General features: G+C 36.7%; 13 protein-coding genes. 5 read left to right on the top strand and 8 right to left on the bottom strand.

Annotated features, from left to right (window positions below; all coding sequences use genetic code 11):
- Positions 1-11: 11 nt before the first annotated feature.
- Positions 12-2,357 (bottom strand): cellulase N-terminal Ig-like domain-containing protein, encoded by a 2,346-nt coding sequence (locus tag AC4BD1_RS06285; RefSeq protein WP_490485330.1) that lies wholly within the window; start codon positions 2,355-2,357, stop codon positions 12-14.
- Positions 2,338-3,318 (bottom strand): ROK family protein, encoded by a 981-nt coding sequence (locus tag AC4BD1_RS06280; RefSeq protein WP_490466073.1) that lies wholly within the window; start codon positions 3,316-3,318, stop codon positions 2,338-2,340. The genes AC4BD1_RS06285 and AC4BD1_RS06280 overlap by 20 nt, the downstream gene beginning before the upstream one ends.
- 185 nt (positions 3,319-3,503) lie before the next feature.
- Between AC4BD1_RS06280 and AC4BD1_RS06275 the strand changes: the two genes are divergently transcribed.
- Genes AC4BD1_RS06275 through AC4BD1_RS06260 form a run of 4 tightly spaced genes read left to right on the top strand, consistent with a single transcriptional unit; the run spans position 3,504 to position 6,882 of the window.
- The gene (locus tag AC4BD1_RS06275) at positions 3,504-4,562 is read left to right on the top strand and encodes a LacI family DNA-binding transcriptional regulator (RefSeq protein WP_490485329.1); all 1,059 of its coding nucleotides are present in this window, start codon (positions 3,504-3,506) and stop codon (positions 4,560-4,562) included.
- Between the two features lies 1 nt (position 4,563).
- Positions 4,564-5,442, top strand: a complete 879-nt coding sequence (locus tag AC4BD1_RS06270; protein ID WP_490466071.1) for an HAD family hydrolase — start codon at positions 4,564-4,566, stop codon at positions 5,440-5,442.
- Positions 5,387-6,490, top strand: coding sequence for an SIS domain-containing protein (locus AC4BD1_RS06265; RefSeq protein ID WP_490485328.1), 1,104 nt, complete (start codon positions 5,387-5,389; stop codon positions 6,488-6,490). Before AC4BD1_RS06270 ends, AC4BD1_RS06265 begins: the two co-directional genes overlap by 56 nt.
- 29 nt (positions 6,491-6,519) lie before the next feature.
- A complete protein-coding gene (locus AC4BD1_RS06260) occupies positions 6,520-6,882 on the top strand; it encodes a DUF2200 domain-containing protein (protein WP_490485327.1) in 363 nt (120 codons plus the stop codon).
- Positions 6,883-6,941: 59 nt separating this feature from the next.
- On the opposite strand, the gene AC4BD1_RS06255 is transcribed toward AC4BD1_RS06260, so the two are convergent.
- From AC4BD1_RS06255 to AC4BD1_RS06230, 6 genes are all read right to left on the bottom strand, one after another.
- Entirely contained in the window at positions 6,942-7,955 is a 1,014-nt protein-coding gene (locus tag AC4BD1_RS06255; protein WP_490485326.1) for a Gfo/Idh/MocA family protein, read from the bottom strand.
- Between the two features lie 17 nt (positions 7,956-7,972).
- Complete coding sequence (locus tag AC4BD1_RS06250; protein WP_490466067.1) at positions 7,973-9,133, bottom strand: Gfo/Idh/MocA family protein; 1,161 nt, start codon at positions 9,131-9,133, stop codon at positions 7,973-7,975.
- Positions 9,133-9,999, bottom strand: a complete 867-nt coding sequence (locus AC4BD1_RS06245) for a sugar phosphate isomerase/epimerase family protein (RefSeq protein ID WP_490466066.1) — start codon at positions 9,997-9,999, stop codon at positions 9,133-9,135. Before AC4BD1_RS06245 ends, AC4BD1_RS06250 begins: the two co-directional genes overlap by 1 nt.
- Before the next feature lie 25 nt (positions 10,000-10,024).
- On the bottom strand, positions 10,025-10,921 hold the full coding sequence (locus AC4BD1_RS06240) for a carbohydrate ABC transporter permease (protein WP_206907905.1): 897 nt from the start codon (positions 10,919-10,921) through the stop codon (positions 10,025-10,027).
- Positions 10,922-10,923: 2 nt separating this feature from the next.
- Entirely contained in the window at positions 10,924-11,799 is an 876-nt protein-coding gene (locus tag AC4BD1_RS06235) for an ABC transporter permease subunit (protein ID WP_206908249.1), read from the bottom strand.
- A gap of 69 nt (positions 11,800-11,868) precedes the next feature.
- Positions 11,869-13,161, bottom strand: coding sequence for an extracellular solute-binding protein (locus AC4BD1_RS06230; protein WP_206907904.1), 1,293 nt, complete (start codon positions 13,159-13,161; stop codon positions 11,869-11,871).
- Between the two features lie 263 nt (positions 13,162-13,424).
- On the opposite strand from AC4BD1_RS06230, the gene AC4BD1_RS06225 reads away from it, so the two are divergent.
- A complete protein-coding gene (locus tag AC4BD1_RS06225; RefSeq protein ID WP_490485325.1) occupies positions 13,425-14,342 on the top strand; it encodes an ArsR/SmtB family transcription factor in 918 nt (305 codons plus the stop codon).
- Positions 14,343-14,550: the final 208 nt, after the last annotated feature.

Here is a 14,550-nt window from a genome sequence, read left to right as displayed (position 1 = left end):
ATTCTCCTTTTTTATATACTCAATGCATGAACGACGGACAACCACTTTCCTGCAAGTCCAACCCAAACTTCTTTATATGTGGCATTGTTAAATTGTGGCCAATAGGGAATATCTTGATTTTCAAAAGTCTGAATCCCAACTGGTAGTTCACCAATCATTTCACCTGAAGAAACAGTATACATCTGCGGATAGTTGTACCCTTCTCCATACATCATTGATTGTCCGAACGGATTTTTTCCAATGAGCCATTGAAGCTGTTTGAATCCAATATTCTTTAACTTATCATCTGTTAATAAATTTCCTATTATCGTTGCACTTTCACCCATTGATAGAAGCACAGCATTATTTCCACGGAAGGAAAACCACACAGGAAATTTTTTTAGATAAAGACCTGGTGCAATCTTTTGACCAGCTAATAGCTGCTCTTTAAATTCGACGCGCGCCTTTTCATCGACCAATAGGTGTTGACGATGAAATGATGCATCGTCGTCTTTCTCACTCATTTTATAAATCCCGCTGGCAATCATTGGATAAGGGGCTGTAGCACTCGCTAAATAGGTTAGATAGTCACCGTAATGTCTAGCGGCTATACGAATCTCACTTTGTAGATTTTTATTCACAACTTTGATTGCCTCTGAGAAAGCGTAGGCATAAAGATGCTCTCTTGCTTGATGATTAAAGTGTTGGATGATTTTTTTTTGTTCATCACGATAGAAAAATCCTTGTAAAAGTGTTCCATCGTCCAATGAAATACCTGTTTGTTCCTGACACATTAGTAATTTTGGAAGTAGCTTCTCTGTCTCAATAATAAAAAAGGATTTACCGGTCGCTTGATACATCAAACTATTGGTCCAGATTAACGTAGCTAAATATAAACTTTTTGAGGTGTTATACGTATGTTCCCAAAAAATTGGCTCATGATGAAACGGCGCTTGTTCAAAACCAATTTTTGCATCCTGATAGTCTTCTTCTAGAATAGAAGAAAGAACAGAATGTAATTCATGTTCTTTTGGTAACGTTACCAAAATTTTCGCTAAACAACCAACAATTAAAAAATTATCATAAGGGCTGTTATGTACTCGTGCAACTACGTCATCCATGTCTCCCAATTGATTATTTGTCCAACGTGTCACCCCCGCACTGGTAGCGCGAAATCCTTGGCCAAGTCGAGTTTTTAAAATAAAATCTATTCCCCAAGCCCCTTCTTCTCTTAGACGTTCTGCTAGCAAAGTATCTTGTGAATCTTGACTCGCGGCTGCTAAAAAAAGGGCTAAAGTAACTTCTGTCGTTTGAACTAATTGTTGAGAGAGGTCACCTGCATCATGCCAGCCACCATTAAAAATAATTTTTTTGCCTTCATGAGTAGCCAGTACATCTTGATGGCATGTGCCATGTATCCCACTGATTGGACATCCACACCGTTCACAAAAAATAAAGTTCAAACTTTTCCAAAGCGAGTTTTGTAACAATGAAATGAACTGATTTTTAATTGCGAAGGTCTTTGTACTCAGCTGCTCTACTTTTAAATGATAGGTTCCAGGAACTTGCCAATCTGTAAAATCAAGAATCCCAAATTGCCCTTGGTCATTAGTTATCAGTGATACAGTCTGACTGAAAACGACGGTGCTCGTATTTTCCTCAACTAAGTAAAAAGTCTTACCAGCGTATAGTGAAGAGATGATTGCTTCCTTTTGACCATTTGTTTGATAACCGATGTGCGAAAAAATAATTTTATCCTTATCGGCATGCCATCCTTTAGTTGAGAGAGAGTAATTACTTTTTTCCAAGATGAGTTCATCAATTGATACGTCCAATGTGCCGGGAAGATTCATATATGAACCATTGGAACCAATCGTAAAAGAAATCTCTTTAATGACATCTCTTGGCAAACTGCTAAAATCTAAAATATATTCTTTCGTTCCAGAAAAGAGGTTAATTACATGGTAACTTTCACGATCGTAACGATCAGGGATTTTTATCTTTCCATCGTTAACAAAATGGATTGTTAGTGTGGGATTGCTGATATTTTCACAATTATTAGTGATTGTCATTTTTAACTGTGAATAATCTTGCCAGTCAGCATTGACTGATAAACTTGCTCTTGTATATCCATAGTTCACGTAATCACCATCTTGTGGGTAATTCTCGGGCCAAGAATCATAACTAGGTTCAGCTGTTAAACGTATACCTTTCTCAGTTTGCGAGACTATTCCTCTACCTGACTTGTGCCAAGTACCATAAATTGGAATTTGCTTGGTTATTTTGACTTTTTTTTGTTGATTCTCTTCAAAAGTATCAAGTGTGTCTAGCGATAATGGTCGGTGGATTATTTGACTTTTAAGCACGTAATTTTGCACGTTTTTTCTCCTCCTGCTGTAGTTTATCAAATCCTCGAATTCCAGCACCAATTAAAGTAATTTGATTGATATCCAAAGAAGTTTGATGGATTCCTTTTTTTACAAAACGAATTGTTTTTTTATTTAAACGAGTGACAATTTGGTGGAAAAACAACTGATTATTCATCACTCCACCACCTAAAATAACTGCTTCTGTATCAGAAACGCGCACGAGATTCATGATAAGTTCGCTGATTCCCTGAACAGCTCTTTTAAGAACTTTTTCTGCTAAATCATCTCCTTTTTCTGCTGCTTCAAATATCTCTTGGGTATAGTAACGTTTTGGCATTTCTGCTCTAGCCAATAAAGATTCAGGGAAATCGGGCAACCACTCCTCAATTTGATGGCTCATCCCTAGCCCTGAAGCAAACGTTTCGACACAACCTACTCGACCACAGGCACATTTTCGCTTCATGTTCATATCAACTACCATATGCCCGACCTCCCCCGCATTAAAGCTGTTACCATGAATAAGACTTCCGTTTGTTACGATTCTGGCAGCAATTCCTGTTCCGACATTTAAATACACAAAGTTTTTTGTTTGCTTACCTATCCCCAAATAACTTTCTGCATAGGTTGCACTAGTTACATCATTGTTGATGATGCATGGTAAAGTAAAAAAATTTTCTAATTCCTTTGCTAACTCAATTGAATCTGAGTTTCCTGGAGAAAGCTCGAACCAGATACCACTATCCTCATCTACGCGCCCGACAATAGCTAAACTAATCCCGATTATCTTACCAACTAATTTTGTATTAGTTAAGAAATCTTGAATAGCAAATTTAATTTGTGTTATAGCAGCCCGTTGAGATGATACATCTGAGGCATAATAGTTTGTGGCAAAGATGTGTCCTTGTTGATTGATTTCTCCAACAAGTAGTTTTGTTCCACCGAGATCTACAGCTAATACTGTTTCTTGCATTTTTCACACTCCTAAAAATTTGATAACGTTACCAAAAAAATAACTATTGAACCGCTTACAAAGATTATGTTAACCGAACTATAAAACGCTGTCAATACTAAAAAATACAAATTGGTAACGTTATCAAAAAATGTTGTATTTTAGTTGCATATCCTTTATAGTTGTTTTGTAAAGGAGGTTTTCTCTTGAAGAAGAAAATTACAATCAAAGAAATTGCTCAACAAGCAGGTGTTTCGGTGACAACTGTTTCACGAGTAATTAACAACCATCCTTCTGTTAAAGAAGAAAAAAGAAAACTTGTTCAAAAAATAATTGATGAACAAGAATTTCAACCAAGTATGCTCGCTCGTGGCATGGTATCAAGTGTGACTCGAAATTTAGCTGTTGTTGTACCAGATATCAATAATCCCTATTTCACTGCGTTGGTTTCTCATTTGGAGACAGCAAGTTATGAAGCTGGGTATTCTCTTTTATTGTTCAACACCATGGCTGCAGGTAAACAGAAAGCATTACCCACTACGCAACAAGAACAATCTGTTTTTCATACTATCCTTGAAAAACGAATTGATGGTGTCTTTATTCTTGGTGGCGAAATCGACAAGGATTATCCCTCTGACACTTACATTCAGGCGCTAATAAATTTAAATCAGCAAATACCCGTTGTAGTTATTGGTCAAAAAGATCCGATCTTTCCACTAACATTTATTGAACGAGATTTAGTTGCTGGAACAAAAGCTGCAGTTCAACACCTATTAGCTTTAGGTCATAAAAAGATTGGTTTTCTTGGTGGAGAATCAGGCATCAAAATTACTTCAGAACGTCTTGCAACCTTTAAAAAAACTATGAGCCTCTATGGGGAGTTTGATCCAGATTTTGTCTATCTAAGTGATTTTTACACGAAAGATGGTTATGAAAGTATGGAGTCTTTACTCTCGGCTGAAAAACAACCAAGTGCTGTTATCACCATTAATGATAAAGTTGCTATTGGTGCCATCCGAGCATTAACTGATCACGGATTGAATTGTCCAAAAGACCTAAAAATTGTTAGCTGTGATGCTTTCCCAGATGGTGAATATACTGTTCCTCGTTTGACAACCGTTGATCAAAAAAATGCGACACTAGCAGTTTCTGCAATGGAATCACTATTAGCTTTAATCAATGACAAACCACTTATAACTTTACACAAACATACACCTGAATTAATTATCAGAGAATCATGTGGTATACAAACAAAAGGAGAATAAAATGAAAAAGCACCTTATATTTATGGATATTGATGGTACTTTAGTTGATTCAGATTTAAAAATTTCTGAAAAAAATAAAAGTGTAATCAATCAGCTACTCACTATGGGACATATTATTTATGTTGCTACTGGAAGAAAACATTATGCTGCGAAAGAAATTGCTCAATTCCTAAGTCCAGATGTCCAAGTTGTGGCTTCTAATGGTTGTGTTTATGAGTATGAAGATCGTTTATTTTGTGAAAAAATCAATCCACAAGCAGCAGCTCAGCTTGTTGACTTAACTCATAATTCACAGGCGGCACTTTTTTTCTTTGGTAAAAGGAAAACTTTTTATACGAATCAACTACCAGAATATTTTAAAAAAGAAGATCAAGCTAGGCTAAGTTCTGGACAAGATTCTCAATTGTTTGGAATCGATTCGAAAACAGAACTAATAAAGGTTGCAGATGAGTTAGTCAACGCAATCGTGATTGCAGAAAACGATTATTCGATCTTAGAACCTTTGAAAAAGCAGCTTGCTACAATTGAACAGTTAACCCTTTCTTCTTCTCACGAAAATAATATTGAAGTTACGCCGTCTGGAATCAGTAAAGCCAGTGCAATTCAGGATTTACAAAAACGTTATCAAATTCCAAAAGAAAGAACCATTTCATTCGGAGACGGTAAAAACGATTTAGAAATGTTTTCAGCTTCTGGCATTAGCGTTGCAATGGCTAATGCATCCGAAGAAGTGAAAAAACATGCAACACATCAAACATTGACAAACAAACAATCAGGAATTGGCTACTTCCTGTCAAACTATTTTAATCTAAAGGAGAATAATCATGAAGGAACTGACCATGTGGAGTTACATCAACCAAGAACAGCCTATTTTACTTGAAGCTTTAGCAGCATATCCAAAAAATATAGATGCTGCTCTTTTTCAATTACAGGATTTTGATGATATCTTGATTTTAGGAACAGGATCCAGTATCAATGCAGCAATGAGTGCCCGTTGCTATCTTGAAAAGATGACCAAGAAAGCTGTTACGATTCAAGAACCATTTAATTTTCAACATTACGCACATAAGAATAATCATCCACAATTGGTTTTGGGTATTTCTCAAAGTGGTCAGAGCACCTCAACGATTGATGCATTGAATCATTTGAACAATCAATCTTTTAAAATTGGTGTGACAAGTATTCCCGATAGTGAAATAACGGAAGTAACTGATACTACTTTGGACATTTTATCGGGTAAAGAACGTGTGGGATATGTTTCTCTCGGCTTCACTGCTTCAGTTTTAGCATTAATGCTTTTAGGACTTCGTTTGGGCGTACGTTTAGGAATTGTAAGTGAAGAACAAGAGAAACAAGAGTTAGCTGAATTTAAACAATTGCTTGAGCAAATTGAGTTAACGATTAAATTAAGTCAATCATTTTTCGAAAAAAATGAGCAAAGTTTGCGTGAAAGCCAACGATTCATGTCTATTGCATACGGTCCAGCGCTTGGGACAGCTAAAGAAATGGAAACAAAGTTTTCAGAGACGATTCGAGTACCATCACAAGGACTTGATTTGGAAGCATTTATGCACGGACCCTATTTAGAAGTGAGTGATACTTACCGTCTTTTCTTTTTAGATACGCCAGCTAAACCTATTATTCAAAAAAAAGCACAGCTACTGCGTACATACGAAGAAAAGGTGACTTCACACATTTTTGTTATCTCAATTAAAAATAAACAGACTCCTACTTTAGCTGAGCCCCATCGTCATTTACTACTTCCAGAGATTTCCGATGAAAACAAATGCCCTTTACTTTTGATTTTACCTTTTCAAGTGTTATGCTGGTTTATATCTAGAAGTAAGGGGATTGATATCACACAACGAATTTTTACGGATTTTTCACAAGCAGTAGAAAGTAAAACGACTGTTCAAGATTATGTGTGATTAGTTAGTCTCAATCAGGAGGAAAAAAGATGCCCAAACATCGAATTTACACAACCAGTTTTGCCAGTGTCTACCCCCACTATGTCACAAAAGCAACGAAGAAAGAGCGAACAAAAGCAGAAGTGAATCAAATTATCTTATGGTTAACTGGTTACACACAGGATGAATTAGCGCAGCAATTAGCTAAAGAAGCAACTTTTGAAACTTTTTTTGAAGAAGCACCCTTATTGAATCCCAAACGTTCACTGGTGACTGGCATGATTTGTGGTATTCGCGTGGAAGAAATGGAAGATTCGTTAATGAAAGAAATTCGCTACCTTGATAAATTGATCGATGAGTTAGCCAAAGGTAAAAAAATGGAAAAGATTTTGAGAAGTGAGCCTATACAATAAAGGCAGACAACGAAAGCCCTCAAGTTGTATTGAACTTTTACAACTTGAGGGCTTTTAAATTAATTATTTAGTGAAATCCAGTTGTTTTCCCGACTAGAAGCATAGATACCTAAAACAATTTTGAGTGATTGAAGGGCATCCATTCCGGCAAGACTTGTTATACGCTCGTCCGCTTGTCCATTGATTTCATTGATAAAAGCAGAAAGAACTGCTTGATGTCCACGCCCCCAATATCTTTTTGAAATACAAGTTGAGTGTTGTGGTAGATCTTCTAGGATTACTTCTTGGTTGAACAGCAATTGCTCTGCTGTTAGTTCAATCTGCCCTTTTTCACATTCAAAGGTAAGTTTCGGCGATGGATTGCCTGTATAGTTATTTGTTGCTTGGATCACTAAAGGCGTGTCGTCATAGTATAGGGCAATTGCCATCGCTGTATCTTCAACTTCGATTACATGATCCAAACAAGCAGTCATGATTTTTCCTTTAATTTTCTCTGGTGTGCCAACTAGCCAAGTAACAGCATCAATCATATGAATTGCCTGATTAATCAACACACCTCCCCCTTCTCGTTGCCATGTTCCCTTCCAATCCGATTGATAGTAATCTGGCGTTCTTTCCCAAGCCAATTCGCATTTGATGCCAGTAATTTTACCATAGATGTTGTCTACTAGTTGTTTTTTTAGTAGTAAATAAGTTGGGTTCAATCGATTTTGATAGCAAACATGGTAAAACTTGGATTGTTTCTCTATGGTAGAAATCAAGTCTTGTATTGTTTGAAGCGTTATTGCCATTGGTTTTTCACAGAGAACATGTTTTTGTGCCTCCAGTGCAGCGATACTCATTGACTGATGTAAATCATGAGGAGTACAAATGATTACCAATTCGATTTCTTTCATTGCTAAAAACTGGTTAAAATCTTGATGAAAAATACAAGAGAATCGTTCTGCGAAAGTGATGCCATTTGTCTGGTCTATATCACAGCAAGCGACTAACTGGGCGCCATCCAATGTTTGAACTACTTTAGCATGTGTTTGGGCAATTGCACCACAGCCTATTATTCCGACACCGACCACTTTATTTTTCCTTCTTTCTAATACGTATTTTCTGTGTCTAAAATTACTTCTACTCGTTGTTTTTCAGTTGATATCTCAATTTTTTTAGTTAATTCTTCTAAAAATAAATCTTCATTAATTGGTAATGGTACCCATTCTTCAAGCCATGAAGAAAGATGGATGGCGTTTGAAATACTTAGGCCTTTAATTCCCTCTTCTGCAGGAGAAATCAGTTCTTCTTGAAATAAGATGTGATTAATAAAATTTTGAGTGATTTTTTTATGACCAGATTCACTATCAAAAGTGATAGGAATCGTAATAGACCAAACTTCTGGTTCGCCAAATCCTTTTGTATAGGTTTGATTCCAAGTGGTTTCATCCATTCGAGTTTGCCAAAATTTTAATTGTTGATCTTCGATGACGATTTTTCCTTTAGAACCCACAATTTCAAAACGATTTGTTCCTGGAGTTTCAGTGGTTGTTGTAACAAAAACACCAGTGGCTCCGTTTTGATACTCCACGTAGGCGGTAACTTCTGTTTCGACTTCAACCTCTCGGCGTTTTCCATTATAAGTAAAAGCGAAAATTCGCTGAGGCATACCACAGATCCACTGCCATAAATCAAGCTGATGCGGATCTTGATTCAGTAAAACGCCTCCACCCTCTCCTTTCCAAGTCGCACGCCAATTGCTAGAGTCGTAATAACTTTGCGAACGATACCAATCAGTGATGATCCAATTTGTCCGTCGAAGCTCGCCGATTTCTCCTGAACCAACAAGTTCTTTTGCTTTTTGATAAAGTGGATTCATCCGTTGATTGTACATCAGTGCGAGGGTTAATTCAGGATGTTTTTTTGCTTCAGTTAACATTTCTTGCACTTTTTTTGTATATACACCCACAGGCTTTTCAATTAAGACATGTTTATTCGCTTTTAGGGCTTCAATGGCTAAAATGGGATGATCATAATGTGGCGTAGCAATAATAACTGCATCAATTTTAGAAGAAGAAAATACGCTGGCAGCGCTTGTAAAATACAGATAATTTTCTCCAAGTTTTTCACGGATGTTGGCTAACTTGTCTGGCTGGTTATCACAAAGACCAGTCAATACGACATTTTTTAATTCATTACTTAATAAGTTATTTACGTGAGCAGTTCCAATATTTCCCACACCAATAATCGCGATTCGAATTGGTTTCATTATTGCCACCCCACATCAAGTTTCGTTAATAGTTTTTTAAAGGATTCTGATGCAAGAATAAACATTCTTTCATTGTCAGCTTTTTTTGTTATTTGGTGATTAGTTGGTTCTAGATGTTCAAAGCCTTCAAAGAAAGTCAGATGTGGCTCAAGCGAAACAAAACCGGTATAACCGTTGTTAGTTAAATCTTTTAGGATTTCTTCAAGTTTTCCGTCACCAAAACCAGCTGGTCTGACTTCGTGGTCACTGAACCGAGCGTCCTTAATGTGGATGTAAGCAATGTAAGGCTTCAATAATTCATACGCATCAGGAAAAGCTTCCACGTTGCATTGAACAAAGTTTGCTGGGTCAAAAACTGCCTTGACTTGCGAACTATTTAATTCATTGAGCAAATAGACACATCGTTCGGGGGTATCACCAAAGATTTCTTTTTCATTCTCATGAAGTAATGTGATTTCAGGATATGCTTTTGCAGCAGCCACAAAGGCTTTCCATCGACTAACTACTTCTTCTTGATAATCATCTGGATTTTCTGCAGGATCAATAAAGAAACTAAACATACGAACATAGGGACTCTGAAAAATTTTAGCTAGGTGTAACACGTGTCTAAAAAGTTCTAAGTGTCCAGAAAACGAGTCATTGATGTTGATTTTTCCAATAGGTGAACCAATACTGGATACAGTGATTCCTGCTGTATCTAATTGTTGTTTATAGCGGTGAGCCTCTTCAATAGTTAATTCACTGACATTTTTGCCATCAAGTGTTCGTAACTCAATGTGTTTAATTTTTTGTTCGCGTAGCCCAACAATTTGTTGTTGCATACTGGGATTGATTTCATCTGCGAATGCGCTAATTATTACGGTCATTTTTTTCTTCCTTTCTTTTTTCCTTTTATCCTTTCACACCGCCAGCAGTTGAACCACCGATGAACTGTTTTTGGGCAGAGAAATAAACAACTAGGGAAGGAATCAAACCAATAATCGACATCGCGATTGTTCGATTCCAACTGAAATCTGCTGAGGTAGTGTCCATTGCCATCCGTAAGGCAATCGATACCGGATATTTTTCTACAGAAGAGATGTAAATTAACGGGCCTTGAAAGTCGGTAAAGGTCCAGATAAATTGAAATAAAGCAGCCGTAATTAACGACGGTTTAAGAATTGGTACAAGTATTCTTATTAAGATTGTGAAAGAATTACAACCATCAATCGTTGCAGCTTCGTCTAGTTCTTTCGGTACTGTTCGGAAAAATTGAACCAGCATGTATACGAAAAATGTATCGCAGGCAAAGGCTGAATTCGTAATCAAAGGTAGATACGTATCAAGCAAATTTACATTTCGCCAAAAAATATACATCGGAATTCGAGTAACGATTCCTGGCAAAAATAAAGTAGCAATCATTATTGGAAATAAAATTTTTTTAAAAGGAAAATCAAATCGAGCAAAACCATATGCTGCCAAGGTACAGGAAACCAAAGTCAAGAGAACTTTAGGTATAACAATCAGAAAAGAATTCAAAAAATAAGTAGCGAAGGTGTACTGACTTGATGTTTGCCAACCTTCAATGTAGGGCGTAAAATCAAACGTTTTTGGCATAAACCAAATGGATTGAAAAATTTCACTATTTGTTTTGAAGGAAGCACCAAACAACCATAAAATTGGATAAAGCATGGTGAGAGCACCTGCAATCAAAATAAGATATTTGACCGACGAAACCAATCGTTTTTTTCGTTTTACTCGTCGATTAACTTTTTCTGTTTCAGTTTTGTGTGGCAATGTTTGCTGCATGGTTAGTCCCTCCCATCGGCATAAAAGACCCAATTTTTAGAAGTCTTAAATAAAATTGCGGTAAAGATCATGATCATTACAAATAATACCCATGACAATGCACTTGAATAGCCCATATTAAAAATCTTAAACGCATTGTCATAAATATACATAGGTAATAAGTAAGTACTACGCATTGGTCCCCCACCTGTGATTAAAAATGGACCATCAAATTCTTGAAATGCTTGAACCAATTGCAAAATCAAATTGAAAAAAATAATTGGTGTCAACTGTGGCAAAGTAACAGAAAAAAATTGTCGGAATTTTGAAGCGCCATCAATTGCTGCTGCTTCATACAAATCTTGAGGCATCTCAGTCAACGCGTTTAAGAAAATTACCATAGCTGAACCAAACTGCCAAACACGTAGTAACACGATAGTCAACATGGCACCCGTCCCACTAGAAAACCAAGCAACATTTGCAATGCCAATACTGTTTAACACCATGTTGACTAAACCATCGTTTTTGAATAAGAACTGCCACAACACAGCAATTGCGACATTTGCCCCCAAAATAGAAGGGATATAATAAGCTGTTCTGAAAAAGCCAATTCCCTTTAACTTAGCATTCATCACATAGGCAACAAAGAGTGCGAAAATCAGCTTGAAAGGAACAGTTAAGAAAACGAATTTGATTGTTGCTTTGACTGACGACCAAAAAATAGGATCATCAGTAAACATTTTGATGTAATTGTCAAAGCCAATAAATTTTGGCTCAGTTAACATCGAATAATCCGTGAAGCTATAAAAAAGCGACATTGCAAAGGGATAAACAACGAAAAAGAGAATCCCGATCATCCAAGGTGTTAAATATAAAAGACCAATGTATTTTTTTTTGATCATTTTTTTCCTCCTATAAAAGTTAAGGAACCAGATACATAATTTGCTGTGCTTTAAAACATAGCTCGCTTAGTTCACGGAGTCTTCCTCTTCTTTGAATGCTTGGTAAAATTCTTTTGCAGCCTGCTTAGTGTCGATTTTCCCATAATCCAAGCGAGTAATGATATCTAAAGTTGCATCATTTAACTTGGCAGTATCCCAACGATACATGGTAGATAGATTCGTATCGACCTTCTTCTCGCCTTCCGCTAAAATTTCTGTTGCTAATGGCGTAATCAATCCACTTTCTTCTAAAGCTTGCTTACCACTCTCACTATCAGGTACGCCATTTTCTAATTTTTGAATTTTATTTGCTTCTGAATTATTCATTAAGTAATTGATTAGCTTTGCAGCAGCTTTTTGGTGTTTACTAGAGGTTGGAATAGAATAAACCATTGATGGTTTCGTCCAGACCCCAGTTGATTTTTCATTGTTCATTGAAGGGTAACCTGCTAGTGCTAATTCAAATCCTTGTTCTTCCAACTGACTCTTGATGGTATTCACGTTGGCAATAAATTCAAAGAGGGTTACCCACTTTCCTTCAAGTAACGCTGGTGCTGGCGCGCCTTCAATAGTTCCTGCATTGTCTACATCTTTTTTAGAAGGAATGATTCTTTGTTCAACGAGTTGATGATAAAAATCGATCAGTGTAAGGAAATCCTTTTCTGTGTAATTTAACTTGCCATTCTCATCTGAAATGGGTAATCCAGTTTGTTGCGCAACAAGTTGAAAGAGAACAATTGGGGAACCATACTTAGCACCAAAAAAATTCGCAGCCGGATAATAATCATCTGGTAATTTTTCCCGCATGGCAATTAAATCTTCCCAAGACTGAGGTGCCTCGATATTGAATTTATCTGTGACTGTTTTGTTATACAACAAAGGACGATAGTTGGTTGATAATGGTAACCCTAACAAATGATTGTCATATTTTAGTGAAACCAAGGACTCTTCAGAAAAATTGGTAGAAATGGCTAACTCTTTTGAGAGAGTCTCTAAATCAACAAGTTGGTTTTTGTATTGATTTAGCCACATCGAATCTAAACGAATGACGTCAGGTGCTGTGCCACCAGATAGTTGTGTCGTCATTTTTTCTTGATAACCTCCGTACCCACTAAACTCTGCCTTGACTTTGATTGTGGGATTTTCTTTTTCAAAATCTGTGATGGCTTCTTGCATGACCTTATTCCGCGCATCACCACCCCACCAGCTGATTCGAATTTCTTCGGTTTTGGCTGAACCTTCTGAACTTTTGCCACAAGCAACCAAACTAAAACTTAAAATGGCAATCCCCACGAATTTGATGATTCTTTTGTAGTACACTTTGGACACTCTCCTTTTGGGTTGGTTTCCTATCGATAGTATTAAGCGCTTACAAGTGAAAATATTAGCTTGAACAAAGGGAGGCGTCAATAAGTTTAGCAAGGTTCGAGCCACTTTCAACTGAGAAGTTAACGAGTGCATTTTATTTTCTATAGGGTCTGTTAACCCTATAGTTAACAATTCGATTAGGTAATTGAATTCTTTAGCGGAGATATAGTTTACTTACATACATAACTAAATTATTTATGAAAGGAATTATTAAGATGGAATTATATTTAGATCAACATTCTTTACCAACTTATAAAGCATTGGCATCAGAAACGCGGTTAGCAATTTTGCAATTACTAGCAGAAAGAGGTTTGACTGTCACCGAACTTGCAAAGGAACTTAATTTAAGTAAGGCAATTATCTCAAGACATGTTCGTCTACTAGAAGATTGTCAGTTGATTCGACTTGATGATTCTTGTCTAAATGATGATGGGCAGCGCAAGCGCTTATTTTCGTTGGCGCTTGATCGAGTAGAAATTGTTTTTCCTCAAAAACTTTTTTTACCTTTTCAAAAAGCAACTGCCGAAACTCGACTAGGCTTATTCTCCGACTTTATGGTCATGCCCACTTGTGGACTAGCAAATACGGAAACGATTATTGGTTTGTTAGATGAGCCACAGTCTTTTGTTGATGAACATCGATCAGAAGCTGCTCTTTTATGGTTTTCTCGCGGGTATGTAGAATACATTATTCCTAATAAAGCACCAATTGCTTCGATGCTCCAACTATTGGAGATCTCCTTTGAAATCTCCTCAGAATTTCCAGAATCAAATAATAACTGGCCAAGTGACATTAGTTTCTACATTAATGGAATCAAGCTGGGTACTTGGACTTGTCCTGGAAATTTTTCAGATGTCAGGGGGAAATTAACACCTGCTTGGTGGAAGAATCGTTTTAGTCAGTATGGACTTTTAAAGCATTTACGCATCACTAATTCTGATACTGGAATTGATGGAATCAAAATTTCAGAGGTCCGATTAGTTGATCTAGGTATCGAAGATCAACCGTTTTATCGGTTTAAAATTGCTGTGGATGAAGGAGCGGTTAATCAAGGAGGTGTTACTTTATTTGGAGATACCTTTGGGAATCATGAACAAAACATCCGAACAACGATTTATTACAGTGAAGAATAAAACACCTGAAACCAATGATTCGTTTCAGGTGTTTTATGCAAGGGTGAATAGTCAATTTTTTTGCTGAGAATTTTTACGCGGGTGTTTTTTGTAATAAAAAGTTGTGCGAATACTCGCACCTAATAAAAAGGCTCCGCAAATAAATAAGAAGTGGAAAAATTCAGGATGTGAAAAAAGGAATCTACTTTATTGACCGAGTATCCAGAAA

Source organism: Enterococcus sp. DJ147D b, assembly GCF_058216655.1.
This window is presented reverse-complemented; position numbering and strand designations above follow the sequence as displayed.